The organism is uncultured Jatrophihabitans sp., assembly GCF_964244045.1.
Lineage (GTDB): Bacteria > Actinomycetota > Actinomycetes > Mycobacteriales > Jatrophihabitantaceae > Jatrophihabitans.
On the sequence record NZ_CAXTHK010000040.1, the window covers coordinates 1 to 26,878 of the forward strand.

At 68.6% G+C, this 26,878-nt stretch carries 25 protein-coding genes; 6 read left to right on the forward strand and 19 right to left on the reverse strand.

The genetic code is table 11. From position 1 onward, the window contains the following. Nucleotides 1–141: 141 nt before the first annotated feature. From ACFFC4_RS19790 to ACFFC4_RS19820, 7 genes are all read right to left on the reverse strand, one after another. Nucleotides 142–735 carry a hypothetical protein gene (locus ACFFC4_RS19790; protein WP_375504077.1) on the reverse strand — a complete coding sequence of 198 codons (594 nt, stop codon included), beginning with the start codon at nucleotides 733–735 and terminating at the stop codon, nucleotides 142–144. A 155-nt stretch (nucleotides 736–890) separates the two neighbouring features. Then, nucleotides 891–1,160: a PqqD family protein gene (locus tag ACFFC4_RS19795; protein WP_375504079.1), complete on the reverse strand. Its 270-nt coding sequence runs from the start codon at nucleotides 1,158–1,160 to the stop codon at nucleotides 891–893. Between the two features lie 209 nt (nucleotides 1,161–1,369). Then, complete coding sequence (locus tag ACFFC4_RS19800) at nucleotides 1,370–1,705, reverse strand: hypothetical protein (protein WP_375504081.1); 336 nt, start codon at nucleotides 1,703–1,705, stop codon at nucleotides 1,370–1,372. 346 nt (nucleotides 1,706–2,051) lie between these two features. Further along, nucleotides 2,052–2,672, reverse strand: coding sequence for a TrmH family RNA methyltransferase (locus ACFFC4_RS19805; RefSeq protein WP_375504083.1), 621 nt, complete (start codon nucleotides 2,670–2,672; stop codon nucleotides 2,052–2,054). Beyond that, entirely contained in the window at nucleotides 2,669–3,319 is a 651-nt protein-coding gene (gene pyrE / locus ACFFC4_RS19810) for an orotate phosphoribosyltransferase (protein ID WP_375504085.1), read from the reverse strand. The genes ACFFC4_RS19805 and pyrE overlap by 4 nt, the downstream gene beginning before the upstream one ends. Continuing rightward, nucleotides 3,316–4,095, reverse strand: coding sequence for an SDR family NAD(P)-dependent oxidoreductase (locus tag ACFFC4_RS19815; protein WP_375504087.1), 780 nt, complete (start codon nucleotides 4,093–4,095; stop codon nucleotides 3,316–3,318). The genes pyrE and ACFFC4_RS19815 overlap by 4 nt, the downstream gene beginning before the upstream one ends. Nucleotides 4,096–4,105: 10 nt before the next feature. After that, entirely contained in the window at nucleotides 4,106–4,987 is an 882-nt protein-coding gene (locus ACFFC4_RS19820) for a hypothetical protein (RefSeq protein WP_375504089.1), read from the reverse strand. Nucleotides 4,988–5,104: 117 nt separating this feature from the next. On the opposite strand from ACFFC4_RS19820, the gene ACFFC4_RS19825 reads away from it, so the two are divergent. The 3 genes from ACFFC4_RS19825 (at nucleotide 5,105) to ACFFC4_RS19835 (ending at nucleotide 8,407) form a co-directional block, all read left to right on the forward strand. After that, complete coding sequence (locus tag ACFFC4_RS19825; protein WP_375504091.1) at nucleotides 5,105–5,761, forward strand: DUF4190 domain-containing protein; 657 nt, start codon at nucleotides 5,105–5,107, stop codon at nucleotides 5,759–5,761. 8 nt (nucleotides 5,762–5,769) lie between these two features. Continuing rightward, nucleotides 5,770–6,366 carry a hypothetical protein gene (locus ACFFC4_RS19830; protein ID WP_375504093.1) on the forward strand — a complete coding sequence of 199 codons (597 nt, stop codon included), beginning with the start codon at nucleotides 5,770–5,772 and terminating at the stop codon, nucleotides 6,364–6,366. Nucleotides 6,367–6,775: 409 nt separating this feature from the next. Further along, nucleotides 6,776–8,407 carry an Ig-like domain repeat protein gene (locus tag ACFFC4_RS19835; protein ID WP_375504095.1) on the forward strand — a complete coding sequence of 544 codons (1,632 nt, stop codon included), beginning with the start codon at nucleotides 6,776–6,778 and terminating at the stop codon, nucleotides 8,405–8,407. A 60-nt stretch (nucleotides 8,408–8,467) separates the two neighbouring features. Here the strand turns inward: ACFFC4_RS19835 and ACFFC4_RS19840 are convergent, their stop codons facing one another. The 3 genes from ACFFC4_RS19840 to ACFFC4_RS19850 all read right to left on the reverse strand — a co-directional run bounded on the left by ACFFC4_RS19840 (nucleotide 8,468) and on the right by ACFFC4_RS19850 (nucleotide 12,916). Continuing rightward, nucleotides 8,468–8,746 (reverse strand): hypothetical protein, encoded by a 279-nt coding sequence (locus tag ACFFC4_RS19840; protein ID WP_375504097.1) that lies wholly within the window; start codon nucleotides 8,744–8,746, stop codon nucleotides 8,468–8,470. After that, a complete protein-coding gene (clpB, locus tag ACFFC4_RS19845; protein ID WP_375504099.1) occupies nucleotides 8,743–11,328 on the reverse strand; it encodes an ATP-dependent chaperone ClpB in 2,586 nt (861 codons plus the stop codon). The genes ACFFC4_RS19840 and clpB overlap by 4 nt, the downstream gene beginning before the upstream one ends. A gap of 88 nt (nucleotides 11,329–11,416) precedes the next feature. Next, a complete protein-coding gene (locus tag ACFFC4_RS19850) occupies nucleotides 11,417–12,916 on the reverse strand; it encodes a sugar transferase (protein WP_375504100.1) in 1,500 nt (499 codons plus the stop codon). A gap of 184 nt (nucleotides 12,917–13,100) precedes the next feature. Here ACFFC4_RS19850 and ACFFC4_RS19855 point away from each other — a divergent pair, with 184 nt between their 5' ends. Then, a complete protein-coding gene (locus tag ACFFC4_RS19855; RefSeq protein WP_375504102.1) occupies nucleotides 13,101–13,259 on the forward strand; it encodes a hypothetical protein in 159 nt (52 codons plus the stop codon). Nucleotides 13,260–13,262: 3 nt separating this feature from the next. On the opposite strand, the gene ACFFC4_RS19860 is transcribed toward ACFFC4_RS19855, so the two are convergent. From ACFFC4_RS19860 to ACFFC4_RS19870, 3 genes are all read right to left on the reverse strand, one after another. Beyond that, complete coding sequence (locus ACFFC4_RS19860; protein ID WP_375504104.1) at nucleotides 13,263–15,161, reverse strand: DUF4012 domain-containing protein; 1,899 nt, start codon at nucleotides 15,159–15,161, stop codon at nucleotides 13,263–13,265. A 61-nt stretch (nucleotides 15,162–15,222) separates the two neighbouring features. Then, nucleotides 15,223–15,726, reverse strand: coding sequence for a hypothetical protein (locus tag ACFFC4_RS19865; protein ID WP_375504106.1), 504 nt, complete (start codon nucleotides 15,724–15,726; stop codon nucleotides 15,223–15,225). A gap of 164 nt (nucleotides 15,727–15,890) precedes the next feature. Then, a complete protein-coding gene (locus tag ACFFC4_RS19870) occupies nucleotides 15,891–17,390 on the reverse strand; it encodes a sugar transferase (protein ID WP_375504108.1) in 1,500 nt (499 codons plus the stop codon). A gap of 169 nt (nucleotides 17,391–17,559) precedes the next feature. Here ACFFC4_RS19870 and ACFFC4_RS19875 point away from each other — a divergent pair, with 169 nt between their 5' ends. Next, the gene (locus ACFFC4_RS19875) at nucleotides 17,560–19,236 is read left to right on the forward strand and encodes a polysaccharide biosynthesis tyrosine autokinase (RefSeq protein ID WP_375504110.1); all 1,677 of its coding nucleotides are present in this window, start codon (nucleotides 17,560–17,562) and stop codon (nucleotides 19,234–19,236) included. 18 nt (nucleotides 19,237–19,254) lie between these two features. Here ACFFC4_RS19875 and ACFFC4_RS19880 read toward each other — a convergent pair whose 3' ends face one another. After that, entirely contained in the window at nucleotides 19,255–19,815 is a 561-nt protein-coding gene (locus ACFFC4_RS19880) for a low molecular weight phosphatase family protein (RefSeq protein ID WP_375504112.1), read from the reverse strand. 32 nt (nucleotides 19,816–19,847) lie between these two features. On the opposite strand from ACFFC4_RS19880, the gene ACFFC4_RS19885 reads away from it, so the two are divergent. Continuing rightward, a complete protein-coding gene (locus ACFFC4_RS19885) occupies nucleotides 19,848–20,570 on the forward strand; it encodes an SGNH/GDSL hydrolase family protein (RefSeq protein ID WP_375504114.1) in 723 nt (240 codons plus the stop codon). 37 nt (nucleotides 20,571–20,607) lie between these two features. On the opposite strand, the gene ACFFC4_RS19890 is transcribed toward ACFFC4_RS19885, so the two are convergent. From ACFFC4_RS19890 to ACFFC4_RS19910, 5 genes are all read right to left on the reverse strand, one after another. Continuing rightward, nucleotides 20,608–20,997, reverse strand: a complete 390-nt coding sequence (locus ACFFC4_RS19890; RefSeq protein ID WP_375504116.1) for a heat shock protein transcriptional repressor HspR — start codon at nucleotides 20,995–20,997, stop codon at nucleotides 20,608–20,610. Then, nucleotides 20,990–22,195 (reverse strand): molecular chaperone DnaJ, encoded by a 1,206-nt coding sequence (gene dnaJ / locus ACFFC4_RS19895; protein ID WP_375504124.1) that lies wholly within the window; start codon nucleotides 22,193–22,195, stop codon nucleotides 20,990–20,992. Before dnaJ ends, ACFFC4_RS19890 begins: the two co-directional genes overlap by 8 nt. Before the next feature lie 54 nt (nucleotides 22,196–22,249). Then, nucleotides 22,250–22,936, reverse strand: a complete 687-nt coding sequence (gene grpE / locus ACFFC4_RS19900) for a nucleotide exchange factor GrpE (protein WP_375504118.1) — start codon at nucleotides 22,934–22,936, stop codon at nucleotides 22,250–22,252. Further along, the gene (dnaK, locus tag ACFFC4_RS19905) at nucleotides 22,933–24,810 is read right to left on the reverse strand and encodes a molecular chaperone DnaK (RefSeq protein WP_375504120.1); all 1,878 of its coding nucleotides are present in this window, start codon (nucleotides 24,808–24,810) and stop codon (nucleotides 22,933–22,935) included. Before dnaK ends, grpE begins: the two co-directional genes overlap by 4 nt. A gap of 153 nt (nucleotides 24,811–24,963) precedes the next feature. After that, on the reverse strand, nucleotides 24,964–26,574 hold the full coding sequence (locus ACFFC4_RS19910; protein ID WP_375504122.1) for a hypothetical protein: 1,611 nt from the start codon (nucleotides 26,572–26,574) through the stop codon (nucleotides 24,964–24,966). Between the last annotated feature and the right edge of the window lie 304 nt (nucleotides 26,575–26,878).

A 26,878-nucleotide genomic window follows, 5' to 3' on the forward strand; every position in this document is an offset into this window, starting at 1 on the left:
CGCACCGCCGCCGAAACAATCTTCAGCGGCGCCCTCATGAAAGTTCCGGGCTAACCCAAGAACGAACGGCGGGCGCTCCGAACATAAAGGGAGGAACACACGCTGAATGAGGTGCACGGGCGCGGCGAGATAATGAGTTCATTAGTCCAAGCCAAAATGCCGCGCCAAACACTCCGCCATCGCCGGGGCGTGCCCGTAGGTCACTCGTAGCGTCGCGGCTCGAGTCGCGACGGCGGCGATGGTGCGCAGGGACGACTCCGGGTGGCGGTAATGATTGAACGACTGCTCAACCAGGGCGGCGACCGCAACGTAGGCCGGGATGACCTCGATCGACACTTCGGCGCCGGGCACCCGCGAGGGCAGGACCACGGCATCGATCTGCGCTCCGGACTGGCCGAGAGCGCCCAGGCTGGACAACGACACAACGGCCTCCGTGGAGCTCGACGGTCGCAGTGTCGGGGGCAGCCCGAGAACGGCCAGTGAGTTGGCGTCGAGCGTGATGGGCCGAGGGAACGCCGACACCGTCGCATCCGCGCGCGAGATGGCCAATACCTCGTCGGACAGATAACCGAAGCCCCGCCGCACCAGGGCGGCGGTCAGCGTCGACTTGCCCGCACCGCTTCGGGCGGGCAGGGCCAGAACACCACGACCCGGGATCGCGACGACGCCGGCATGCACCGTGAGCAGCGAGGTGCGCTCGACGATTGCGGTGGTGAATTCGCCCGAGACGGCCACGGGCTCTGTGTGCGCCAGAACTGCGTCGAAGGGTCCATCGCGAGTGACGTCGTGCCTGGGGAAATCCACAAAATCGCCGGCCCGACTGCGGGGCACTCCCACTGCCACACCGAGCGCGAATACGCCGTGCCATGCGCTCGGTACCACGTGCGCCGTCAACTTGGCGGTACTAGAAAACCGCGCGCAACGAAGTCGTTGAGCACCGAAGTCACCTGGTCAGTGATGTCAGCCGGCGAACACTGGTAATGATCGGTGAGAATGCGCACGATTTCATCGGCCGGCGTGCCATCTGCAGCCAGCACCCAGACATCCGCCGCTGTCTGGTTCATCACTAGCACGTCGCTAGTGTCGAGCCGCAGAAGGCACATATCGCCCTCTAAATCCTCGACGACAAGGTCATCGACCGCAACGAAACGCTCCGCCATAGGGCTGATCGTAGAGCCGCCGATCCGGTTCCCGTCCGGGTAGGCGTGTGAGACAAACATGAGGTAAAGTCGCGCCGACCCGGCATAGATGGGCCCGGGGAATTGGGGGGAACCATGACTGAGCTGTCTAATGCCGCACTTGATCGGCGCACCGTACTCAAACGCGGCGCCATGGTTGGTGCAGCAACGGTCTGGACTATTCCCGTCGTTCAAGCGTTCTCGATGAATCGGGCAAACGCGGCCACCCCCAGCGGTTCGCTGCCGACCTCCACGGTTCCGACGAAGCCGACTGGTTCGACACCAACCGGCTCGACACCGACTGGTTCGACGCCAACTGGTTCGACGTCAACTGGTTCGACGCCAACTGGTTCGACGCCAACTGGTTCGACGCCAACTGGTTCGACGCCAACTGGTTCGGGAATCACGCCGGCGACCGTCACTAACCCGGCCACGACGTCGACATCCGCAGACTCGTTCGGGATCGATCCGACGTCGACCAATCGCACGACGTCGACACCCGGCGGCCCGGGCGACAGTAGCGGCATCGACGCCGTGACGTCGCACCGCGCAAATGGCGGCGGTGCCGCAGCCCTGGCAAGTACTGGCCCCGCGGTGCCCATCGGCGATGCCCTGAAGTTCGGGGCGGGCGCGATCGTAGTTGGCGTCGCAGCAGTCGCAGCAGGACAGCGGCGTTCCGCCGCGGCGACGACGGCTCCGAGTCGGCCGCGGCCGCACCCACCCGAACACCGCTGACGCACGCTCTGCGGTGCGCACGAGTCAATTCCGCGAGAGCGTTGACGGGCTCACTGAGGGATCTGTAACCCGGCCTGTACGTGCACATCGCCTCGAGCAGATTCGTGGTGCTGCGTTTTCAGTCAGACGGCTGCCGACTCATGTCGAAACGGCATCACTGGTGCGGTGTTGGCGGATCCACGCGTGCATGGCGATCCCGGCGGCGACGCCGGCGTTGATGGAGCGCGTCGAGCCGTATTGTGCAATGGCGCAGACAACTGTCGCGGCAGCGCGTGCCTTGTCCGTCAGTCCCGTCCCTTCCTGACCGAAAAGCAGCAGCGCGTTGGCCGGCAACTGATGCGTCTCGAGCGGCACCGAGCCAGGGAGATTGTCGATTGCCACGAGCTCATAACCGGCGCCCGCGGCGTACTCGGCTAGCTCTGCCGCACTCGCCACGTACCGGATGTGCTGGTAGCGATCGGTGACCATCGCCCCGCGCCGGTTCCAGCGCCGGTTGCCCACGATGATCACTTCGCGGGCGAGGAACGCGTTGGCCGTACGTACCACGGTGCCGATGTTCAGGTCGTGCTGCCAGTTCTCGATGGCCACCGCAAACGGGTGCCGACGGGTGTCGAGATCGGCAACGATCGCCTCGACCGTCCAGTACCGGTAGCGGTCCACGACGTTGCGCCGGTCGCCCTCGCGCAACAACTCCGGGTCGAGGCGCGGATCCTCCGGCCAGGGCTCGGGGTGCGGCCCGAGGCCAATCGGCTCGGTCATGCCACTCCATAGCGGGAGCGGTATGTAATCATCGCCTCGAGCTGCTGCACTGGGGCACCGCTCGCGCGCAAATGAGCAACGATGTCGTCGAGCGTGACGATGGCCTGTACGGCGACCCCGCGCTCCCGCTCGACCTCCTGGATCGCCGAGAGCGCACCCGTTCCCCGCTCCTGCCGGTCGACCGACACCACGACACCGGCGAGTGTGGCGCCGGAGGCGTCGACGATCGCCATCACCTCGCGAATTGCGGCACCTGAGGTGATCACGTCGTCGACGAGCAGAACGCGACCGGCCAGCGGCGTCCCGACGATCGAGCCGCCCTCGCCGTGGTCCTTCGCTTCCTTGCGGTTGAAGGCCCAGGGCACGTCCCGGCTGAAGGCCTCCGACAGCTGGACGGCCGTCGCCGACGCGATGGGGATGCCCTTGTAGGCCGGGCCGAGCAGGACGTCGAACTCCACGCCGGTTTCGACGATCGCCGCCGCGTAGTACCGGCCGAGTGCCGCCAGGCGGGCGCCGGTGTTGAACAGCCCGGCGTTGAAGAAGTAGGGCGAGACCCGGCCCGACTTGAGGGTGAACTCCCCGAACCGCAGCACGTCGTGGGCCAGCGCGAACTCGATGAACTCGCGCTTGTAAACCGGCGTGCTCACATGCCCCGGCGGGCCATGATCGCCCGCAGCACGGGCCGCGGCAACGTCTGCGCCGCTCCGACCAGCGTCTTGTAGACCCGCGACGGCACCGAGACCGGCTTGCCGACGAAGGTGTCGGCGAGCCCCTCGCGTACGACGTCGCGGGCCTCGAGCCACATGCGCTGCGGGACACCGGACATATCTGCGGCCGCCCGCTCGTGGAACTCGGTGTGCGTGAACCCTGGGCAGACGGCGGTGACAGTGACGCCGGTTCCCGCCAGCTGAAGGGACAGCGCCTCACTGAACATCGTCACCCACGCCTTGCTGGCCGAGTAGGTGACGTTGCCTGGGCGCGGCATGAAGCCGGCCACCGAAGAAACATTGAGGACGCGGCCCGCGCCGCGCGCGCGCATGGCGCCGACCGCGGCGTGCGTCAAGCGAAGGACCGCGCGGACGTTGAGGTCGAGCTGCTGCTCCTCGAACGTGAGCTCCGCCTCGCTGAACGGCTGATAGGTGCCGATCCCGGCGTTGTTGACCAGCAGCTCGACGGGCGCCTCGGTGGCGGTCAGTCGCTCGGCCACCCGGGCGCACCCGTCGTCAGTCGCGAGATCGGCCGGCAGGACGTCGACGTCGATCTGGTGCGCGGTGCGCAGCTCGTCGGCAGTGGTCTCGAGTCGGGCGGCGTTGCGGGCGACGATGACGAGGCCCCAGCCGGCAGCGGCGAGCTGGCGGCAGAACTCGGCGCCGAGCCCGGAACTCGCGCCGGTGACCAGAGCTGTGCGCGAAGCGGTCGGCACTAGAGGCCCACTAGACGCCGCTGCGGCGGGACTTGCTGGCCTTGGCCCGCGCCCGGGCGAGTTCGGCGCCCTTGGCCACCGACTCGGTGCTCGCCCGCTGCTTGGCGCGGCTGCGCTCGGCACCCTCGCGCGCCGTGCCATCCCGCGCGGTCTTCGTTGCAGTAGCGCCGCGGGTCGCACTGCCCGGAGCGGCGAAGCCGGGTCGAGCTGGCCGCGGGCCGAACAGTCCGCCGCGGCGCGGGGCGCCTGCGACCGCACCCGGACGGGGCGGGCGCGTAAGCATGAAGTAAGCAACACTCCGCCGGATGCTAACTAGTGCCACCGCAGCGATAAGCGCCGCAGCTGAGATGAACGAGGGGATCTTGAAGGCGAGCGGCTCGTTGGAGGCAATCGCAATCAGATAGGTGAACCCGGCGAACGTGCTCGTGAACGTGGCCAGCACCCACAGGCCGATGACCGTCCAGCGTGCCCAGTGCCGGCCGCGCCACACGCCCCAGGCGGCCAGGCCCAGAGCCACCACCAGCACGATCGTGACTACCAGGCTCGTCGACGGCGCCTTGTCTGCCGCGTCCTGAAGCTTGGCCAGGCTCTGGTGGTTCTTCTTGCCAGGGTCCGGGTTGTTCTTGACGTAGGTGCGAAGCAGCCAGTCCTTTTCACCGAACAGCGTCAGCGCGGCGATCAGCGCGGCCAGCGCCGAGACGCCGAGGGCCAGCACGGCGTTGCGCACGGACTTGGGTGGCGGCGGCATCGGCGATCCGTCGGCAGCGAGGTTGGGCTTCGCTCGGCGACCGGCGAGACCCGGACGGGCCGGAGCGTCACCGTCGGCGGTGCTGCCCTTGTCGAAGGAGACCCGGCAACGGTCTTTGTCAGGGGTCGTCGGCTCGTCGTCCACCGGCGCAGTCTACGTGGCGCGCCCAGGGGCTGTGGACGAGTGGCGAGCCGTCCAGAGAGATGGCCTAGAGTCGCCACACGGCCGCTGAGTGCCGTCGACGCGGGAGGGACGCAGCCGATGGGATCACCGTCCGACGGCGCGCCCGAGCACGTCGACCTCTCGAAGGGCGACGACTCTGGCGGGCAGCCCGACGAGTCGTTCGACCCGTACCGCTTCGGCGCACCCGACGTCCCGCCGCCGCCGGAGTTCGCCCCGCCGGGTTACCGGCCGCCGCCCGGCTACCAGTACCCGCCGCCCGCACCGCAACAGGGCGCCGACGCGAACCCGCACGGGCCCTACCCGCCGTACCCGTACGGCACGAACGCGCCGGGCTACGGGCAACCGCCGGCGGGCTACGGGCAGGCACCCTACGGACAGCCGTACGGCGCGCCCTACGGCCAGGGCCTGCAGCCGGGGCAGTCCGGGCAGAGCAACGGCAAGGCCGTCGCCGCCCTCGTCCTCGGCATCGTCTCGATCGTGCTGTTCTGGACGACGATCCTCGACGCCATCTTCGTCATCCTGGCTCTGATCTTCGGGTTCCTGGGACTGAGCGACGCCGGCCGTCGCGGCGGACGAGGGCGCGGGCAGGCGCTGGCCGGGCTCATCTGCGCTGCGGTCGGCGCCGTGCTGGCCATCGTCTTCATCGTCGTCGTGGTGCACCTGGCCAACAAGTGTGGCGGTCTCGACAACCAGAACGATTCCGGGTTCCAGCAATGTCTGCGCGACAAGATCTGAATGCTCCCGTGAGTTCCTGGCAGGCACCGAACCCGGGCGAACCCTTCGACCCCAACGTTGCCGGCGCCCCGCCCCCTGGCTACGGCTACCCGGCGCCGTACGGATACCCGTCGCCGGGTTACGCGCCGTACGGCTACCCGCCGGCGCCCGGCTACCCGTCCTACGGCTATCCGAGCGCGCCGCGCGACCTCCGACCCGGTCTCGCCACAGCCTCCGCCGTGCTCGCCTTCGTCACCGCGGGTCTGCTCGTCCTCGCAGGCCTGCTGCTGTTCCTCGGCGGGGCGATCGCCGGCGACGTCGAGGACTCCTTCGACAGCGGCACGCACATCGGCCTCGAACTCGCCCTCGACGGGGTGGTGAACCTGGTCGCCGGCGGGCTGCTCATCGCCGGCGGGGTGATGCTCGTGGGGCGCAACCGGAACGGCCGGGTCCTGCTCTCGATCGGCGGCGGCATCGTGGTAGCCGCCGCGGTCTACTGGATCCTGCGCTTCGACGACATCAGCAGCGACAGCTGGGCCTTCGACGCCGTGATGTTCCTCGTCCTCACCGTGCTCGCGTTGTCCTTCGCCTGGTGCACGCCAGTCACCCGGTGGCTGCGGCACTAACCGTGCAGTTCAGCGCCGATCAGTAGCCGTTCGTCGTGGGTGCCGTCGTGGAAGTACGCCAGCCTGTCGATGCTGACCGGTTTTGATCCTCCTTTCGCGCCAAAGATTGGCCCGTCCCTAGCGGATGCCGGGTTGGCGATTGATACTCCTACCGGCGCCAGGTGGCGCGCCCGGTCGGCCACGGGGGTGGCGGGCTGAAGCCAAGGGGGAGCTCAACGTGCATGCGTTATTTCGTAAGTCGGTCGTGGTTGGGGCCACGTTGTCACTCGGGGCGGCGGGAATGGTGATGTTGGCCGGCAACGCGGCTGCCAGCTTCCCGTCGGCCACGAACGGACGAATCGTTTTCGACGGACTCGACCCGTCGACGGGTGTATCTCAGATCTATTCGATCAATCCGGATGGTTCCGCGATGGAGGCGCTCACGTCGGGTTCGAGCAACCTGGCTCCGGATGTATCGGCCGATGGCGCACATATTGCGTTCACCAGCGACCGGACCGGAAATGACGAGATCTGGGAGATGAACGCCGATGGCTCGGACCCGGTTCAGGTGACTCACGACGGGGCGTCGGACTACTACCCGACGTTCTCCCCGGACGGCACTCAGATCGCCTATCGGATGACGACGAGCAGCAATCCCGGAGACATCTTCGTTATTGCATCAGACGGCGGCGCAACCCCGACACAGTTGACCACCGCGCCCGGTCTGGACTCTGCCCCCGAGTGGTCGCCTGACGGCAGCACGATCCTGTTCCATTCCAGCCGTGATGATGCCAACCCGGCAACCTGCACCCAATGCGTCCAGTCGATCTACTCGACGCACCCCGATGGCAGCAGTCAGACCCGGTTGGTCTATGTCGCCGGCGAGCGCAATCGCTTCCCGAACTGGTCACCCGACGGCTCGCGGATCGTGTTCGAGCGCGACAGCAGCACCGACGCGAGCGGTACCGGCGAGATCTACACCGCCAACGCCGATGGGTCGAACCCGACCCTGTTCGCTCCTACGAGCGGCGCGTCCAACGACGAAGCACCGGACTTCTCACCCGACGGCACCCAGCTCGCGTGGGACGCGAACGGACATCTGCAGACTGCTCCGCTGAGCTCAACGGGCACGCCGATCACCATCGACACCCAAGGAGTCGTCGTCGGCAGCGTCGATTGGAGTGTCACCCCCACCATCACCCTGACGTCCGCCACGACCGTGAGCTCCTCACCCACTAGCTCGGTGTACGGCCAGCGAGTCGTCTTCACGGCCAAGGTCGCCTCGGCCGGCGGCGTCACCGCAGCCCCGACCGGGACGGTCACGTTCAGTGTCAACGGCACCCAGATCGGCAAACCGGTCACCGTCAGCCACGGAGTGGCGAAACTCGCCGCTTCGTCCGCACCCGCGGGTTCCGACACGATCGTCGCCAAATACAGCGGCGACGGCCAGCACACCGCCAGCCGCGCCACCGCGCAGCTGCAGGTCAGCCAAGCCCAGACGACGACTACTCCCTCGGTCGCCAACGGTGCGACCATCACCTACGGCCAGCCCGTCACCGCCACGATCAAGACCGTCGCGCCGAGCACAGCCGGTATCCCGGCCTCGGCGACCGGCGCGATCGCCTACATCGACGGCACCAGCACCGGCTCGCTGCGCGTCACCAGCGCGAAGGCCACTGTTCCAGTAGCACTGCTCACGGCCGGGAGTCATTCCGTGCAAATCTGCTACCAAGGAACATCGAACCTGGCATCCTCGTGCAGCAGCACCATCAACATCACCGTCGACCAGGCTGCCACCACCACAACTCTGACCAGCAGTGCCAATCCTGCCACCGTCGGGCAGAAGGTCACTCTGACCGCCAAGGTAGCGCCCCGCACGACCGGCACAGTCACCTTCTACGACGACTCCACCCCGATCGGGCAGGCGAACTTGTCCTACGGTGCCGCGCGTATCACCGTCCGCTTCTCCACGGCCGACACGCACCCGATCAGCGCCACCTTCAACGGCAACGACAACCTGCTCAGCTCGACCTCCAACACGATTTCTGAACAGGTCAACTGAACCGCGTTCGGACGGGCCCACCTCGCTGTACAGCGAGGTGGGCCCGTCTGTTCAGTACGGTTAACCGACCGCCAACGGGATGTCGAACAGGATGTGCCGGACGATCCACACGATGCCGTCGACACCGGCGAGCAGCAGCGCCAGGTAGGCGGTCTCCACGCTGCGGCCGGCCTCGCGGGCGCGCTGGCCGGCCATCCCGCCGAGGATGGCGGTCACGATCGCGAAGACGATCCCGCACACCACGATGCCGACGAACCCGCACACCAGGGCGAGGACGCCCACCGGGTCAGTGGGCGCCCGCTCGGCCTCCGGGTCAACCTCCGGATCGAACGACGTCATGCGCCCCCGACCCCGGTGCCCTGAACGACCAGCCCGGAGCGGTCCTCGCGTGCATCGACGTGCACGGTCTGCCCGTCGCGGACGGTGCCGGACAGCAGCTCGCGGGCGAGCGCGTCGCCGATCGAGGTCTGCACCAGCCTGCGCAGCGGCCGGGCGCCGTACAGCGGGTCGAAGCCGTTGAGCGCCAGCCACTCGCGGGCGGCGTCGGTGACGTCGAGCGTCAGCCGGCGGCCGGCCAGCCGGGCCTGCAGTGACGCGAGCTGGATGTCGACGATGAACGTGAGGTCGTCGGTGCTCAGCGCGTCGAACAGCACGACGTCGTCGAGCCGGTTGAGGAACTCAGGCTTGAAGTGCGCCCGCACCGTAGCCATCACCGCGTCCCGCTTGACGTCGTCGGGCAGGTCGGCGACGAGCGCCTGCGAGCCCAGGTTCGACGTCAGCACCAGCATGGTGTTGCGGAAGTCGACCGTGCGGCCCTGGCCGTCGGTCAGCCGGCCGTCGTCGAGGACGGCGAGCAGCAGATCGAAGACGTCGGGATGCGCCTTCTCGACCTCGTCCAGCAGCACGACGGTGTACGGGCGGCGCCGCACGGCCTCAGTCAGCTGGCCGCCCTCGTCGTAGCCGACGTAGCCGGGCGGGGCACCGACGAGGCGGGCCACCGAGTGCTTCTCGGAGTACTCGCTCATGTCGATGCGCACCATGGCGCGCTCGTCGTCGAACAGGAAGTCGGCCAGCGCCTTGGCCAGCTCGGTCTTGCCGACGCCGGTGGGGCCGAGGAACAGGAACGAGCCGGTCGGCCGGTTGGGGTCAGAGATGCCGGCGCGGGCTCGCCGGACCGAGTCAGACACGGCCTGTACCGCGGCCCGCTGGCCGATGACCCGGCGGCCCAGCTCGTCCTCCATGCGCAGCAACTTGGCGGTCTCGCCCTCGAGCAGCCGACCGGCCGGGATGCCGGTCCAGGCCGCGACGACCTCGGCGATGTCGTCGGCGGTGACCTGCTCCTTCACCAGGACGTCCCCGTGCGGCTGCGACTCGGCCTCACTGGCCGTGTCGAGCTCCCTCTCCAGGACGGGCAGCTCGCCGTACTGCAGGCGGGAGGCGGTCTCGAGGTCGCCGTCGCGCTGGGCCCGCTCGATGCGGACCTTCAGCGCCTCGACCTGCTCCTTGAGCTCGCCGACCCGGTTCAGACCGGTCTTCTCGCGCTCCCACCGCGCGTTCAGCGCGTCGAGGCTCTCGGTCAGGTCGGCCATCTCGGCGCGCAGTTTGGCCAACCGCTGGACCGACGCCGGGTCCTTCTCCTTCTCCAGCGCCAGCTCCTCCATCGTCAGCCGCGTCTTGGCTCGCTCGAGCTCGTCTATCTCGACGGGCCGGGAGTCGATTTCCATCCGCAGCCGGCTGGCCGCCTCGTCGACGAGGTCGATCGCCTTGTCGGGCAGGAAGCGGGAGGAGATGTAGCGATCGGACAGCGTCGCGGCCGCGACCAGGGCGCCGTCGCTGATGTCGACGCGGTGGTGCGCCTCGTAGCGGCCGTTCAGGCCGCGCAGGATCGCAACCGTGTCCTCGACGGACGGCTCGGCCACGAGGACCTGCTGGAAGCGGCGCTCGAGAGCCGGGTCCTTCTCGATGTGGTCGCGGTACTCGTCGAGCGTCGTGGCGCCGACCAGGCGCAGCTCACCGCGGGCAAGCATCGGCTTGAGCATGTTGCCGGCATCCATGGCGCCCTCACCGGTGGCTCCGGCGCCGACGACGGTGTGCAGCTCGTCGATGAAGGTGATGACCTGCCCGCCGGAATCCTTGATCTCGGTCAGGACGGCCTTCAACCGTTCCTCGAACTCTCCTCGGTACTTCGCGCCGGCGATCATGGCGCCGAGGTCCAGCGAGATCAGCTTCTTGCCGCGCAGCGACTCGGGCACGTCGCCCTCGACGATGCGCTGGGCCAGGCCCTCCACGACGGCGGTCTTGCCGACACCCGGCTCCCCGATGAGGACGGGGTTGTTCTTCGTCCTTCTCGACAGCACCTGCACGACGCGGCGTATCTCGGCGTCGCGCCCGATCACCGGGTCGATCTTGCCGGCCCGGGCGGCCTCGGTGAGGTCGTTGCCGTACTTCTCGAGCGCCTGGAAGGTGCCCTCGGGGTCGGCCGAAGTGACGTGCTGCGACCCGCGCACGGACTCGAGCGCGTCGGACAGCGCGGCGCTCGTGGCACCGTGCTGGCGCAGCACCTCACTGGCGTCGCTGCTCTGCTCAGCCAGAGCGAGCAGCAGGTGCTCGGCGCTGACGTACTCGTCGCTGCGGGCGCGGGCCGCCCGCTCGGCCGCGCCGAGCACGGCCAGCATGCTGCGCGAGGTCTGCGGCGCCGCCACCGAGGACCCGCTCGCCGAGGGCAGCTCGTCGACCAGGCGCGCCAGGTCGGCGCGCACGGCGAGCGGGTCGGCGCCGACCGCCTGCAGCAGCGGCCGGGTCAGTGTCTCCGGGTCGTCGAGCAGCGCGACCGCGAGGTGGGTGTCCTCGACGGTCGGGTTGCCCTTCTCGGCCGCCTGCTTGACGGCGCTGTTCACGGCCTGGGTGCTGCGGGTCGTCATGTCCATGGTTCATCGTCTCCTACATCCGGGGATCCGATGACACAACGGAAGGCAAGTTGAGTCTGTTCCGCTCAACTCCTCAGTATCGTCAGAACGCCCCTTTACGCCCCAGGACGGCGAAGACGGTGCGGAATAGGATGCTGAGGTCCAGCCCCAGGCTCCAGTTCTCGACGTAGTACAGGTCGAAGCGGACGGCGTCCTCCCACGTCGTCTCCGACCGTCCGCTGATCTGCCACAGACCGGTGACACCGGGCTTGACCATCAGCCGGCGGCGAGCGGAGCCGGTGTAGTGCGAGTCGATCGCGGCCAGGGGGCGCGGACCCACGAGCGACATGGAGCCGGACATCACCTGGAAAAGCTGCGGCAGCTCGTCGATCGACAGCTTGCGCAACCAGCGGCCCACCGGGGTGATCCGCGGGTCGTGGCGGATCTTGAACAGCACTCCGCCACCGTCCTGCTCGTTGAGCTCGAGGATCTCGTCGCGGCGGCTCTCGGCGTCGCTGTGCATCGAGCGGAACTTCAGGATATTGAACTCTTCGCCGTTGAGCCCGAGGCGGCGCTGGCGGAAGAAGACCGGCCCGCGGCTGCTGGTCTTGATGGCTATCGCGGTGACCAGCAGGATCGGCGCGGTCAGGCTCAACACCACCAAGGCGACTGCGAAGTCGACCGCCCGTTTGACCAGTCGCGGGAGCCGACCGAGCTGCGGCTGCTCGAGCCACACCAGGGGCAAGCCCTCCACCGGGCTGACGTGCACCCTGCTGCCGGCAATCTCGGTGAGGGCAGGAGCGATGACGAGTCCGCGGCTGGTGCCCTCGAGCTGCCAGCCGAGCTCGCGGACCGCCCGTGGGCCCAGCCCGCTGCCGGTGACCGCAACGACGTCGGCGTCCACGGCCGCAGCGTGCTCGGCGGCCTGCAGGACACCTCCCAACACGGGGACGGCCGGTGCCAGTTGGCTCCCGACGGGGGCGTCCTCGACACAGGCACCCACCAGCAGCAGACCGGCGTTGGGGGCTCGCATCGTCGTGTCGAGCAGATGCAACACGGAGTCGGTCGTGCCGACAGCGAGGATGCGGTAGGCCCACTCCCCCTGCACACGACGACGGTTGACGTAACGGCGTACTGCAGTACGTCCAAGGACGAGGAAGAACGCGCCGAGCGGGATCACCCCGATGACGTAACCCCGGGCTACCGGCGTCTTGGTGACGTAGCAGGCGACAGCCAGGACGCTGAGGGTGATGGCGCTGGCCTGGAGCACTCGCTTGAGCTCTTCAGGACCAGTGCCGAGGTGCCGAATTTCATACCCACCAGCGGCCTGAAGGGCAACTGCCCAACCCGCGGCAATCGCAGCCCCAACGCCCACATAGCCAACGGGTGTAACGAAATTCGAGTCGGTGCCGAAACGCAACCAGTAACCGAGCACGGTAGCCAGCAGAATGGCGCCGAAATCAGCGGTAAGCAGCAGTAACCGATAGGTGAGCGTCCACGCCGGCTGGCGAAGAATCTCGGTGGCGTCCGGCCCCAGGGCGGCTGCATCCGCAACCGGCAGCTCGGCCGTTCGTGCGTGCACTTGCACTTGCACTTGCGTCATAGTCGCGCCCTTCCCCCCGCAGCAGCACTAGCTGCCGCCCGAAGGGTAAGCGAGGAATGCAACGCGCACATGTCGAAAAGAGGACCGCGTCGTGACCTCAACCGCGCTGGTGGTGTGTTCCGGGGGTTGTCGGCGTCTGCTCCCTGACGAACGTGGGACGATTCACTCGACGATGGGAGAGAGCGTGCCCGACGATCGAGGGCCGAGTCGCAACGGCCGGACGTTGCGTCGACTACGGCGGTGGGCCCGGCACACCCCCAACGGCGAGATCGCGCTGACCATGGTGTGCGTCGGCGTCGCTCTGGTGTTCATCGCCGGTATCGCAGCCTTCGCGGTCTTCTGACCTTCAGCCACAGCTCTGGTCACGCACCGCCACCGACAACGGCCGGATGAGCGGCTGTCGCAGCACGGTCGGCGCTCCCGTGCCCGCGGGCTCGATGAAGTGCAGGACGAGCGTCCGAGCCTTCCCGCGCGGCATCTCCACGTCGGCGTAGAAGACCGGGTGGCCCTGTTCGCTGCCCTCCCCGACGAGCGCGCGCTTGCCGTCGAGCGTCGCCGATTGCAGGAAGGCGCCGGTCGTGCCGTAGTAGTACACACCGAGCCGGGTGTCGCCCTTGCCCGTCCGGTACGGCGGATGGTCGTTGCGCTCGATGACGTACGGCGGCAGGCCGGTCGGCGCGGTGTTGGTCAGCGTCACGGTGACCGTGACCAGGCGGCGCTGCCCGCAGCCGGTGCGCGTCCAGGTCAGCCGTCGGTCGAGGTAGTAGTCGAGTTTGTTGCCGGCTCCGTTGTTCACGACCAGGTTGACATAGGGCCCGGCGCTGGGCAGAACCGCTCCGGATAGTGACGTCTGCTGCAGGTCGGCCTCGACGCCCGGCGCCGCGCTGTAGACGAGCAGCCGCCGCTGGGCACCGGCCTTGCCGCCTGCCCTGACCAGCGCGGTGGTACTCCCCCGGAAGTCCAGGATCTTGTCGCTGGCCGCCCGCGCGACTGCGAGCAGCACCTTCTTGCGCTGACCGGGATTGGCCGAGTACCGGGCGTAGAGCGTCTGCTGGGTGAACTGCACGATGTTGCTCGCGCTGATCACGGTCTTGTCGGGCAGCGTGGCCGGCCCGGTGACCGCGAGCAGGTAGGACAGCGCCTCCGGATCGACGGCCAGCGCTCCGTCGAGTCGCTGCCCGGTCTTGCGTTGCCACATGGCCGCCCAGATGCGCGCGGCGTACGGGAAGTGTGCGCTGCTGTTGCTGTCGACGTACTCGTCGTAGGGCTTGCTGCGCGACCAGAGCTGGTTATACGCGGCCCCGAAATCCAGGCCGCTGGACACCCCGGTGAGGTAGGAGTCCGACTCGAAGCGTTCGATAGTGATCGTGCCGCGGTCGGCGCGCAGGATCGCGAAGGCGCCGGGCAGCCCGCCGGTGCCGCGGGCCTCGGCGTCGGTCTGGAACCCGACGAAGTAGCGCTTGACGCCGTCCGCGCCGAGCATCGGCGGGGCGATGCGCGTGGCGAGGTCGGCCGAGCGCAGGGTCTTGCCCAGCGACAGCATCTGCGTCAGCAACTGGGTGCGCGCGGAGTCCACCGGGCCGAGCCATGTCGAGGTGGGCCGCGCTGAGATGCGGGCGGTCGCCCGGGTCATGGCGCGGTCGGCGGTGTGCAGGCTGGGCGCGATGGCCTGAATACGCGCGAGGTCGATGGAACCGTCGGACTCTCGCAGGGCGGACGGGTCGAGCTCCCGCGTGGCCGTGATGACCTGCGGGAGCACCTGCGTGCCGAGAACGTTGACCTGGTCGGTGATCGTGCGCACCGTCTTCAGCGGCGCGCCGCCGGCCGGTAGGTCGGCAGCCAGCGCCCAGACCGGTCCCGCGGTGTACGTGCGCGCCGTGCCGGCGTGGCCGGCGATCTGGCGTGCGGTGGCGCGCGCCGCGTCGAGCTTGCCCGCCGAGATCTGCACCCGCAGCTGGCGCACCTCGTCGCGAACCGCCTCCAGCTGGCGCCGCGCCAGCAGCGCCGTGACGACCAGGTAGACACCGGCGAGCAGGATGAGTCCGCCGACGATGACCATCGCCAGGCCCACGCGGCGCCGTCTCTGTAGCCGCCGGCGGGACACCCGCCGGTGCCGCCGGCGCCCTGTGGTGCCGGGTGCAGTGCTGCTGGGTGCGCCGGTGCTGGGGTCGCCGCGCCAATCCGGCCCGACGAACGGGTCAGGGTTCGGCGTGTCCTGCGCTGGCTGCTCGTTCTCGTCAGTCATGTGCAGACGCAACGAGGACGGCCCGGGAGCCGGGCCGTCCTCGTTGAGCAGGTACTGAAGATCAGATGCTGACCTTGCGGCGCTTGCCGGCCATCAGGAGCAGGCCGCCGCCGACGAGCAGGACGAGACCAACCGCGCCGATGCCGATGACGGCGACGCCGGTGTTGCTCAGGCCACCACTCCCGCTACCGCTGCCACCACCGTTGGTGCTGCCACCGTTACTGAGGGTGACCGCGTCAACGCCGCTGCCACCGGAGGCGGTGAGCGTCTCCGGCAGGGTTCCGTTCGGGCAGGTGATCGGGAACGACGTGGAGAAGCCGCCATCCGAGCCCGCGGTCACGGCGGCGCTGTCACCGTTGCTGTCGGTGACGTTCACCGTCTCGCCCGGCTTGTAGTTGGCTCCGGTGACGGTGATCGAGCCACCGCACGTCGGGGTGCCTGAGGTTGTGACGACTGGTGCCACACCGTCGGGGTAAGCACCCGCGGACGACGCGAAGAACAACCCCGCGATGAGCATTGCCAGGACGCCGATGAGCGCTGCGACCGGCTTCTTAGAAGCTGACATTGGTACTTCCGCCTTCACGTGTGGTTCGGTGCCGGACCGTGCCTGGACGTGCTGCCCGCTGAAGGATAGCTGATCATAAGGTGGTCGTGAAGTCAAAGGGACAAACTCATGATCGAGTGTCAGCCGCGAACGTACCGCGGCCCGTGTCAAAAGGCGCCAGTGTTTCAAAAGGCACCCTTGCGCCCGAGTACCGCGAAGACGGTCCGGAACAGAATGCTCAGGTCCAGACCCAAGCTCCAGTTCTCGACGTAGTACAGATCGAAGCGGACGGCGTCCTCCCACGTCGTCTCGGAGCGCCCGCTAATCTGCCAGAGGCCGGTCACTCCCGGACGCACGAGCAGGCGCCGCCGCGCCGAGCCGGTGTAGTGCGAGTCGATGGCCGCCAGCGGGCGCGGACCGACCAGCGACATGGTGCCGGTGACGACGTGCACCAGCTGCGGGATCTCGTCGATCGACAGCGCGCGCAGCCAGCGTCCGACGGGGGTGACGCGGGGGTCGTGTCTGATCTTGAACAGCACGCCGCCGCCGTCCTGCTCGTTCAGCTCGAGGATCTCGTCGCGTTGGCTCTCGGCGTCGACGTACATCGAGCGGAACTTCAGGATGTTGAACTCGGCGCCGTTGAGGCCGAGCCGGCGCTGGCGGAAGAACACCGGGCCACGGCTGGTCGTCTTTATGGCCAAGGCCGCGACTGCGAGGATAGGTGCCGCGAGCACCAGTGCCACGGTGGCGCCGACGAGGTCGAGGCTGCGCTTGACCAGGCGGGGCAACCGACCCAGGCGTGGTTGTTCGAGCCAGACGAGGGGCAGCCCCTCCACCGGGCTGACGTGCACGCGGCTGCCGGCGATCTCGGTCAGCGCAGGGGCCATGACGAGGTCGCGGTTGGTGCCTTCCAGCTGCCAACCCAGCTCGCGGACGGCCCGCGGCCCGAGCCCGCTACCAGTCACTGCGACAACGTCGGCCTGCACGGCCGCGGCATGCTGGGCCGCCTCGAGCACCCCGCCCAGCACCGGCACCCCGTCGGCGATGTCGCTGCCCACGGGCGCGTCCTCGACGCAGGCCCCGATGAGGCGCAGGCCGGCATTGCGGGCCCGGTTGGTGGTGTCGAGCAGGTGCTTGACGGATTCGGTCGTGCCCACCGCCAGGATGCGGTAGACCCATTCGCCGCGGTCACGCCGTCTGTTCGCATAGCGGCGCACTCCGGCGCGTCCGCAGATGATCAGCAGGGCGCCCACCGGGATGACGCCGATGACGTATCCGCGGGCCACGGGGGTCTTGGTGACGTAGCAGCCGATCGCGAGCACGCTCAGGGTCAGCCAACTGGCCCGGAACACCCGCTTGAGCTCCTGGGGGCCGGTGGCCAGGTGCCGGATCTCGTATCCGCCGGAGGCCTGCAGAGCAACGGTCCAGCCGATCGCGATCGCGAGCCCGAGGACCAGGTAGTCGACGGGCCTGATGTCGGAGGAGCCCGCCCCGAAGCGCAGCTCGTAACCCAGGATCATGGCCAGGATGATGGCGCAGAGATCGATGGTGATCAGGACCAGCCGGTATTGCACCGTCCACAGTGGTTGCTTGGTGACCGTTGCGATGGCGGCGGTCACGGGTCCCGCTGTCGGCGGGGCGGGCGTCGTCAACTCGCTGAAGGCAGCGGCGTGCAGCTGGGTCACCGGCACCTCCGTCCGCGTCTCATCCCGTCGCTACGGCGTGAGTTCAATTAAGCTAACACGAATCATACGATCTGGCACCGGGTGTCGACGCTCAGGTGCCGCGGCCGCCGGCAGGTACCCTGCCGAGAGTGACTCCGCTGTGAGATTTCCGCTGTGAGAGGGCGACCCCTTGGACCTCCGTGACTACCTGCGAGTGCTGCGCAAGGGCTGGCCGTTGATCCTGGCCCTTGTCGTGCTCGGCCTCGCGGCGGGGATCGGGCTGACGCTCGCGACGACGAAGGTCTATCAGGCGAACGTGCAGGTCTTCGTGGCCACGACGGGCAACGGCGACACCAGCCAGCTGGCCCAGGGCAACCAGTACGTCCAGCAGCAGGTGCAGTCCTACACCAGCTTCGCCAACAGCCCCGCCGTAACGGAACCGGTGATCCGCAGCCTGGGGCTCAACCTCACCCAATCCGGCCTGGCGGCCAAGATCACCGCCGACGCGCCGTTGAACAAGGTGCTCATCAACCTGCACGTCGTCGACCGCAACCCGCGTACCGCGGCCCGGCTGGCCAACGCAGTTGCCAGCCAGTTCAGCACCGCCGTGCAGAACGCCGCGCAGACCAGCTCCGGTGACAAACCGGTCGTCAAGCTGACGGTCATCCACCCGGCCGCCATCCCCGGGGTGCCGATCACGCCGCACAAGGTGCTGAACATCGGGCTCGGCTTCGTCGTCGGCCTGTTGATCGGTGTCGGGGTGGTCGTGCTGCGCGACGTGCTCGACAACACCGTCAAGGGTGGACAGGATTTCGAGGCACTCGGCGTCCCGACGATGGGTTTCATCCCGTTCGACAAACGTACGTCGACGTCACCGATCGCGTTCCGTGGCGACCCGAACAGTGCCCGCTCCGAGGCGTATCGGCAGATTCGCACCAACCTGCAGTTCGTCGACGTCGACAACCCACCGAAGATCATCTCGGTGACGTCGGCGATGCCGGGCGAGGGCAAGTCGACGACATCGCTGAACCTGGCCGCCGCACTGGCCGAAGCCGGCTCCCGCGTCTGCCTGATCGAGGCCGACCTGCGGCGCCCGTCCCTGTCCCGAGTCCTGGGACTGGTTGGCGACGTCGGGTTCACCACCGCCCTGATCGGCAAGACACCGGTCGAGGAGGTCTTGCAGAACGCCGGGCAGAACCTCGCGGTGCTCACGTCCGGGCCGATCCCGCCCAACCCCAGCGAGTTGCTCATCACCGCGCACGCCCGGGAGATCATCCAAGAGGTCGCGCGACACGTCGACTTCGTCGTGATCGACACCCCGCCGCTGCTTCCTGTCACCGACGGCGCGACCGTTGCCACGCTTGCTGACGCGACGTTGCTCGTCTGCCGTGGCGGCAAGACGACCCACGAGCAGGCCGAGCGTTCGGTCGACGCGTTGGAGAAGGTGGGTCGGCGTCCCGTCGGCGTCGTGCTCAATGCGGTCACCCGCGGCCGCGGCTCCTACAGCTACGAGTACGGCTACTACTACACAGCGAAGACAGCCGCGACGTCCGGAGCCGCCGGCGAACGGCCGAACCGGATGGCGCGCACGTCCGCCGGTGTGGCTGGTGGGCGGACCGACCCGGACGACCCCGGCACCGACGGTGGCTCACTGAGCTTCTTCTCCGACCCCGTGGAACCTGTCGCTCCGGTCATCTCGGCGTCGGACGAAACTGTCGCCGGGTCGGCTATGCCACGACCGCGACCAGACGTCGACACCGACGGTTCCGGCCTGCCGCACGGCAGCGATACCTGGCAGCCGCCCGAGGACCGGCTGACGAATGGCACTCACCGCGCCGGGGAGCCCTCGGAGTACGAGGCACGCTGAGCGTATTTCTGACGGGACTCAGCGTTCGAGCCCCAGCACCGCGACGGTTCGATCGATGCTGTCGCTGATCTGTGCGCCGGTGCGCCGGGCAACGTCCATCGCGGCGCCGAACGGGTCGGCGATGTTGTCCTGGCCCGGCGCGGCCGCGCCGGCCACGCCTCGCTGCGCTGCGACCTCGAGCACCCGCGCCCGCAGCTGCTCGGCCGTCGGGCTCCGCGGCGCCGCGCCGACGAACCCACCGAGCCGCGCGAATTCGCGCAGCGTGAAGGTGCGCCGGAACGCCAACGGAGCGAGCCGCAGCACACCCGCCCGGTGCTCGCTGTCCGCGGTGAGCACGAGATGCGCGCTCTCGGCCATCGCCGCAGTGAGGCGGCTGGCGGTGTGCCCATCCGGGTTCCCGCCCAGCTCACGCAGCACCGCCGCCGACGGTAGATCCATCGGGTAACCGGTGAGACCGGCGGTGCCGGCGCTGCCGGCCCGCACCGGCGACCCGGCGGCGACGCGGCTCAGGAACAGCCGCTCGGCCATCGGCGATCGGCAGATGTTTCCCGTACATACGAACAGCACGTCGAATGACACGACTACCAGCCTGTCATCTCTACTATCAGCCTGTGCAGCGCCTCTCGTCCTGGTTGGTCGTCCTGCTGGCGGTGGCGGTGTTCGCCGCGGCCGGCTACGTGATCACCAAGAAGGACCCCGTCCCGGACGCCGGCACCGTTCTGCCGGTCCCCGCCGCATCGGCGCCGCTGTCGTCCGGCGCCGGCGGGTCGACGTCGTCGGCCGCCGGCAAGGTCGTTGCCTTCCTCGGCGACGACTGGACCTCCGGCGTCGGGGCGTCGACGAAGGCGAAACGCTTCACCAGCCTGCTCGCCGGACAGCTCGACTTCGTGGAGAAGAACTTCGGCCGCGACGGCAGCGGGTACGCGAAGTCCGGCGGTGCGGACGGTGCCTACGACTCCCGGGTCGACGATGTGGCGGCGGCCAAACCCGACGTCGTCATCGTCTCGGGTGGGCGCAACGACACGGCCGACTACCTGCCCACCTTGCGTGCTCGGATCAAGGCGCTGTTCGCGGACCTGCACGACCGGCTGCCGAACGCGACGCTCATCGCGCTCGCGCCGATGTGGGGCGACAGCGAGCCCCCGGCGGACCTCGAGCCGGTAGCTGCCGCCGTCAAGCAGTACGTGCAGGCAGCCGGGGGCACCTACCTAGACCTCACCGATCCGGTCCGCGGGCACCCCGAGTTCATGGACGATGACGCCGACCCCAACAACAAGGGGTACGCCGCCATCGCCACGGCGTTGGCTCCGAAGATCCGCAGCCTGCTGGGCTGAGCGGTCCTGCCCGTCAGCGGCGCTGGGTCTTTGCCTGTCAGCGGCGCTGGGGGCGCCAGACGACGAGCGCCGTCGACGGGCCGCGGCGCGCGATCAGCTCAGCGTGGGCGTGATCCAGCTCGGTGGCCAGCTCGGCGACCCGCTGCTGCAGCGCCTCGACGTGCGATTCGAGCTCGATGATGCGCTTGATACCGGCGAGGTTCACGCCCTCGTCCTGGGACAGCCGCTGCACCTCGCGCAGCAGCGCGACATCGCGGGCCGAGTAGCGGCGGCCGCCGCCGACGGTGCGTCCCGGGGTCACCAGCCCCAACCGGTCGTACTGACGCAGCGTCTGCGCGTGCATACCGGCCAGCTCGGCCGCAACGGAGATCACGAACACCGGAGCGTCCTCGGGGAGCTCGCCGTGGATCCGGCGCCGCTCACGCATGGTCGGCTCCACCCGAGGTTGCGCGGAGCGCGGCGGTGATGTCCGGGCGCGGGTCGTCGGGCTGTGCGGCAGCGAACGCCTGCAACGCCGCTCGGGCGTCGTCGCCGACCCGCTGCGGCACCGCGACCTCCACGGTGACCAGCAGATCGCCCGGGCCGGCCTTCGCCGGCACGCCGCGCCCGCGGACTCGCAAGGTGCGCCCGCTCGGGGTGCCGGGCGCAACCTTGAGCGCGACCGACCCGTCCAGTGTCGGCACCCGCAAGGTGGTGCCGAGCGCCGCCTCGACGAACGACAGGGGAACAGTCAATGTCAGGTCGTCGCCGCTGCGACCGAACAGGGCGTGCGGACGCACGTGCACCGTGACGTACAGATCGCCGGCCGGGCCGCCGTTGCCGCCGGGTGACCCCTTGCCCGTGACCCGGATCCGCGAACCATCACGAATTCCGGTCGGAATGCGCACCGTGATCGTGCGGGTCTTCGTGGTGGACCCGGTGCCCCGGCACTCCGGGCACGGGTCGTCGACGAGCTGACCGGAACCCCGGCAGTCGCGGCACGGTTCGCTGAACCCGAAGCCGCCCTGATTTGACGTGGTCGAGCCGGACCCGCCACACGTCGGACAGGTTCGGGGGCTCGTACCAGGACGTGCGCCGTTACCGTGACAGGTGTTGCACACACCAGGGGATGACAGCTTGAGCGGCAACGTCGTGCCACGTACCGCCTCGTCGAAGTCGAGGGTCATCTCGGCGCTGACGTCCTGTCCACGGCGCGGCCCTGCGGAGGTGCTGCGACCCGTACGTGACGCGCTCGAATTCGGACCGAATAAACCGTCGAACAGGTCACCGAGATTGCTCCCGGCACCCGAACCGCCGAACAGGTCGGACATGTCGAACGATGTCGAACGACCCCCGGTTCGGCCGCCCCCACCCATCCCGCCGAAGCCACCGGGGAAGCCGCCGCCGCCCGCGAACAGCGTGCGGGCCTCGTCGTACTCCTTGCGCTTCTGCGGGTCGGACAGCACGTCATAGGCCTCGGAGACCTCTTTGAACCGGCCCTCCGCGGCGGCGTCACCAGGGTTCTTGTCCGGGTGCAATTCCTGTGCGAGCTTGCGGTACGTCTTCTTGATGTCGGCAGCCGACGCATCCTTGGCGACGCCGAGCGCCTTGTAGTAGTCCTTCTCGATGTAGTCCTTGGTGCTCAACGCTCGTGTCACCTCCTTCGTCACCAGGTCGGGCCTGCGGGCGACCCTCCCCTGTCAGCTCACCGGTGGTTGGTTGCCTTCGGCTTCATCGTTCAGTGGGGTGGCTGAAGTCCCAGCTGGGACTTCCGCTGTTGACTCGCTCGTCGCTGCGCCTTCGGTTGAGTTTCCGCTCGATGCGGGGTCGCTGACGCCGACCATGGCGGGGCGCAGCAGGCGGTCGCCGACGGTGTAGCCGGGGCGCATGACGGTGGTGCAGGTCGGCACGGTGACGTCGCTGCTCTCGTCGTGCAGCACGGCCTCGTGACGGGACGGGTCGAACGGGTCGCCGACCTCGCCGAAAGCTGTCAGTCCGAGCTTCGTAGTGACGCTCTCGAGCTTGTCGGCCACCGCCTTGAGCGGGCCGGTCAGGTCGTCGTGCGCCTTGGCCCGCTCGAGGTCGTCGATGACAGGGAGCAGCTCGCCCAACACCCGCGCGACCGCTGCGTCGCCCGCCTGCAACCGGTCACGCTCGGCGCGTTTGCGGTAGTTGGCGTACTCGGCCTGGACGCGCTGCAGGTCGGCGGTGCGCTCGTCGAGCAGGCTGGCGGCCACGGTCGGCGCAGCCTCCCCGACGACCTCCGCCGCGACTGCGACCTCGTCCGCCACCACAGCAGTGCCAGTGGCGTCCCGTTTCACCTTGCGGTTGTCCGTGAACCGGATGGGTGGCTCCTCGGGTTCGCGCGGATCGCCTGCCGAAGTCACTTGTTCTCTCCGGAGGTCTCCGGGCCCTCGTCCACGACCTCGGCGTCGACGACACCGTCGTCCTCGGCGCTCGCCTTGGTGAAGTCAGGTCCCGCCCCGGCAGCGCCCTCGGCACCCTCGCCCGTTGCCTGCGCCGCCGCGTACATGGCGCCACCGGCTTCGGAGGCGATGCGGGAGACGTTTTCCTGGGCCGCCTTGATGGCCTCGAAGTCGGCGCCCTCGAGCGTCTTCTTCAGCTCCTCGACCGCGGACTGGAGCTCGCCGCGCTTGTCCTCGGGCAGCTTGTCGCCGTTTTCGGCCAGGAACTTCTCGGTCGTGAACTGCAGGCCCTCGGCGGTGTTGCGGATCTCGGCCTCGTCGCGGCGGCGCTTGTCCTCCTCGGCGTGCGCCTCGGCGTCCTTCATCATCCGATCGATCTCGTCCTTGGACAGGCCCGAACCACCGGTGATGGTCATGCCCTGTTCCTTGTTGGTGGCGAGGTCCTTGGCGTGCACGTTGACGATGCCGTTGGCGTCGATGTCGAAGCTGACCTCGATCTGCGGCACGCCACGCGGCGCCGGCGGCAGCCCGGTCAGCTCGAACATGCCGAGCTTCTTGTTGTAGGCCGCGATGTCGCGCTCACCCTGATAGACCTGGATCTGCACGCTGCCCTGGTTGTCGTCGGCGGTCGTGAAGATCTCCGAACGCTTCGTCGGGATCGTGGTGTTGCGCTCGATCAGCTTGGTCATGATGCCGCCCTTGGTCTCGATGCCGAGACTCAGCGGGGTGACGTCGAGCAGCAGGACGTCCTTGACCTCGCCCTTGAGGACGCCGGCCTGCAGGGCGGCGCCGACCGCGACGACCTCGTCGGGGTTGACGCCCTTGTTGGGCTCCTTGCCGCCGGTGAGCTCCTTGACCAGATCGGACACGGCCGGCATGCGGGTGGAACCACCCACGAGCACGACGTGATCGATCTTGCCGACGCTGATGCCGGCATCCTTGACGACGTTGTTGAACGGCGCTTTGGTGCGCTCGAGCAGGTCCGAGGTGATCTTCTGGAACTCGGCGCGCGAGAGGGTCTCGTCCAGGAACAGTGGGTTCTTCTCGGCGTCCTGGGTGATGTAGGGCAGGTTGATGCCGGTCGAGTTCGAGCTGGACAGCTCGATCTTGGCCTTCTCGGCAGCCTCGCGCAGGCGCTGCATGGCCATCTTGTCCTTGGTCAGGTCGATACCGTGCCCGCTGCGGAACTTGTCGACCAGCCAGTCGACGATGCGCTGGTCCCAGTCGTCGCCGCCTAGGTGGTTATCGCCGTTGGTGGCCTTGACCTCGATGACCCCGTCGCCGATCTCGAGCAGCGAGACGTCGAAGGTGCCGCCGCCGAGGTCGAACACGAGGATGGTCTGCTCGGCGTCGCCCTTGTCGAGCCCGTAGGCCAGCGCGGCCGCGGTGGGCTCGTTGACGATCCGCAGGACGTTGAGGCCCGCGATCGTCCCGGCCTCCTTGGTGGCCTGGCGCTGGGCGTCGCTGAAGTACGCCGGGACGGTGATGACGGCGTCGGTGACGTCTTCACCGAGGTAGGACTCGGCGTCGCGCTTGAGCTTCTGCAGCACGCGCGCGCTGATCTCCTGGGGGGTGTAGCCCTTGCCGTCGATCTTGACCGACCAGTCGCCTTCGCCGATGTGGCGCTTGACCGAACGGATCGTGCGATCGACGTTCGTCACCGCCTGACGCTTGGCGACCTCGCCGACCAGGACCTCGCCGTTCTTGGCGAACGCGACGACGCTCGGCGTCGTGCGGGCGCCCTCGGCGTTCGCAATGACCTCCGGCTCGCCGCCGCTGAGGACGGCGACGGCGGAGTTGGTGGTTCCGAGGTCGATACCGACCGCTCGTGCCATGTCTGGTGCTCCTTCGTATGGGTCGTGCTGGGATGTCTGGCGGTTAGCGCTACTCGTTCGAGAATGCTCGGACGATGGTGCTCATGTCAAAAGAACTGAGCCTGGTCGGCTCAACTTCCCCAGCTGGCTGTGACCTGCATCACGCCGACGTGCTTAGCGCAGCGGTTGGGTGACGTCGCCGCGCAGCGTGTAGGTGCCCGGCAGGCGGGTGATGACCGTCGTCCACCCCAGCCCGTCGTCCTGCACCTTGGCTGCGCTGTTCGGCCGCTGCGCGATGTCTGCGGTGAGGAACTTCGAGTACCGCACCCGCACCGGGAACCGGCAGGCGCACGGCACTGAGATCACCATCGTGGCCTGCCCGGCCGAGACCAGGGTCTGCGGCAGCGCGACGATCGGCGTGGCGTGCGAGACGCGGTACAGCACCCAGCCGCCCTGCCTGCTGACCTCAGTGAGGTAGGGCAGGCCGCCGTCCTTGACCAGCTGGTACTCAGGCGCGTCGGTATCGGCGTCGACGTTGTAGGCGACGTAGCCCACCGCATTGTTGTCGAGCCAGATCTTGTAGCTCGTGGCGTCGAGGCGCTTCTCGTCCTCGAGGATCGCGTTGAGCTTGTGCTGCTCCTGGGTCTCGTATCCGCCGGCCAACGCCGTGTGCGGCAGCAGCGCGTACGCCGCGGTGTGGATCTGCGGGTCCTGAACCACCTCGAGGCGGTAGTTCGCGCGACCCGGCACGCGGTCGAGTTGCGTGATCAACGGGCGGTAGTAGGACGAGGACGCAGCGGGCCGGCTCGAGTGCAGCAGGTCGGTGGTGGTCGCGTAGGCGGCGCAGGCCAGCGCCGGCGTCAGAGCCAGGGCGACGAGGCGCGGGCGGGCGACCGCGGTGGCCACCACGGCCACCGGCAGGCACAGCCACGGCAGTCGGCTGAAGTTGGAGCCCAGCCCGTTCGGGATGATCCACACGAGCGGGGCGGCGAGCGCGGTGCACCACAGCGCGACGCGTACCGCTGGAGCCGGTCGAGCAAGGAGCATGAACAGCGCCGCCAAGCTGGCCAGCAGTGCCGACTGCACGGGGTAGCCCTGCGGGCCGGGAGTGCCGAAGAAGACGGCGATGCCGAGCAGCGTCACCCCGCACGTCGCGCAGACCCAGAAGATGAGCCGTCGATAGGACTTCTCCACCAGGAACGCAGCGCCCAGGACGAACGCCAGGAAGGCGCCGGTGACGGGGGAGCAGAGGCCGGCCAGGATGATGCCGCCAAAGGCCAGGGATGGACGCCGCTCGCGCACACCGATGACGCCGAGCAGGGCGGCCGCGGTGCCGACTGCGAACGGAACGCGGCCGCTCCAGATGTTCAGCGCGGCCGCGAGCGTGGCCACCCAGGTGGCGACCGTGACGTGATTCGTGCCGGCCACCGCCCGGCGCGCCAACGGCGTGACGGCCACGGTGGCCAGCGCCCCGACGCCGAGGGCGCCCAGCGCGGCAGAGAGGTACGGGGTGATGACCGAGTAGTTGCCGGGTGTCGAGCCGCCGCCGAACCACTGGAACCAGTAACCCAGACCGACACCGTGCAGGGCACCGAACTGGCGGGCCAGCGCCGCCTGCAGATCGCCGACGTTCGGCCGCACCAGCCAGAAGCACGCAGCATTGACCGCCGCGGCCAGCACCGGCCAGAGCAGAGCGGCCCGGCTGCGGTCGACGCGACCCAGCGCAAAGGGCCTGTGGCTCACGCGGACCGCGTCAGCCGGCAGGCGGTGGACCACCGTGCTCATAACACGCGATGCTCTCACAGCCAAGACGCCGGGCCGGATTGTTACCGACCGCCGTTCAGCTGCCAGCCCGCGGGCGCTCGGCGCACAGGAACCCACGAAGCCCCGGCAACTACTGGTTCTTGTGGCCCTTTTGCTCTGCTCAATCAGAGTGAGCGCGCGCTCACTCTGATTGAGCAGAGCAAAAGAGGCGCGGACAGTGATTCCTAGGCGACGTTCTCAGGGTTACGCAGGGTCAGGTGGCCTTGCCTGGCGGGTTGTGCCCCGCGGGGTGGTGTAACTCGTTCGCGTGCAGTTCTGCGTTGTT

Coding starts and splice junctions, on each gene's coding strand:
- ACFFC4_RS19825 (WP_375504091.1), top strand. CDS start 5,105: ATGGGATCACCGTCCGACGGCGCGCCCGAGCACGTCGACCTCTCGAAG.
- dnaK (WP_375504120.1), bottom strand. CDS start 24,810: ATGGCACGAGCGGTCGGTATCGACCTCGGAACCACCAACTCCGCCGTC.
- ACFFC4_RS19800 (WP_375504081.1), bottom strand. CDS start 1,705: ATGCCGCTACTGTCGCCCGGGCCGCCGGGTGTCGACGTCGTGCGATTG.
- ACFFC4_RS19860 (WP_375504104.1), bottom strand. CDS start 15,161: ATGACTGACGAGAACGAGCAGCCAGCGCAGGACACGCCGAACCCTGAC.
- ACFFC4_RS19805 (WP_375504083.1), bottom strand. CDS start 2,672: ATGACCGAGCCGATTGGCCTCGGGCCGCACCCCGAGCCCTGGCCGGAG.
- ACFFC4_RS19865 (WP_375504106.1), bottom strand. CDS start 15,726: ATGTCAGCTTCTAAGAAGCCGGTCGCAGCGCTCATCGGCGTCCTGGCA.
- ACFFC4_RS19795 (WP_375504079.1), bottom strand. CDS start 1,160: ATGGCGGAGCGTTTCGTTGCGGTCGATGACCTTGTCGTCGAGGATTTA.
- clpB (WP_375504099.1), bottom strand. CDS start 11,328: ATGACGACCCGCAGCACCCAGGCCGTGAACAGCGCCGTCAAGCAGGCG.
- ACFFC4_RS19835 (WP_375504095.1), top strand. CDS start 6,776: ATGGAGGCGCTCACGTCGGGTTCGAGCAACCTGGCTCCGGATGTATCG.
- ACFFC4_RS19840 (WP_375504097.1), bottom strand. CDS start 8,746: ATGACGTCGTTCGATCCGGAGGTTGACCCGGAGGCCGAGCGGGCGCCC.
- ACFFC4_RS19890 (WP_375504116.1), bottom strand. CDS start 20,997: ATGCGTGAGCGGCGCCGGATCCACGGCGAGCTCCCCGAGGACGCTCCG.
- ACFFC4_RS19850 (WP_375504100.1), bottom strand. CDS start 12,916: ATGACGCAAGTGCAAGTGCAAGTGCACGCACGAACGGCCGAGCTGCCG.
- ACFFC4_RS19910 (WP_375504122.1), bottom strand. CDS start 26,574: ATGAGCACGGTGGTCCACCGCCTGCCGGCTGACGCGGTCCGCGTGAGC.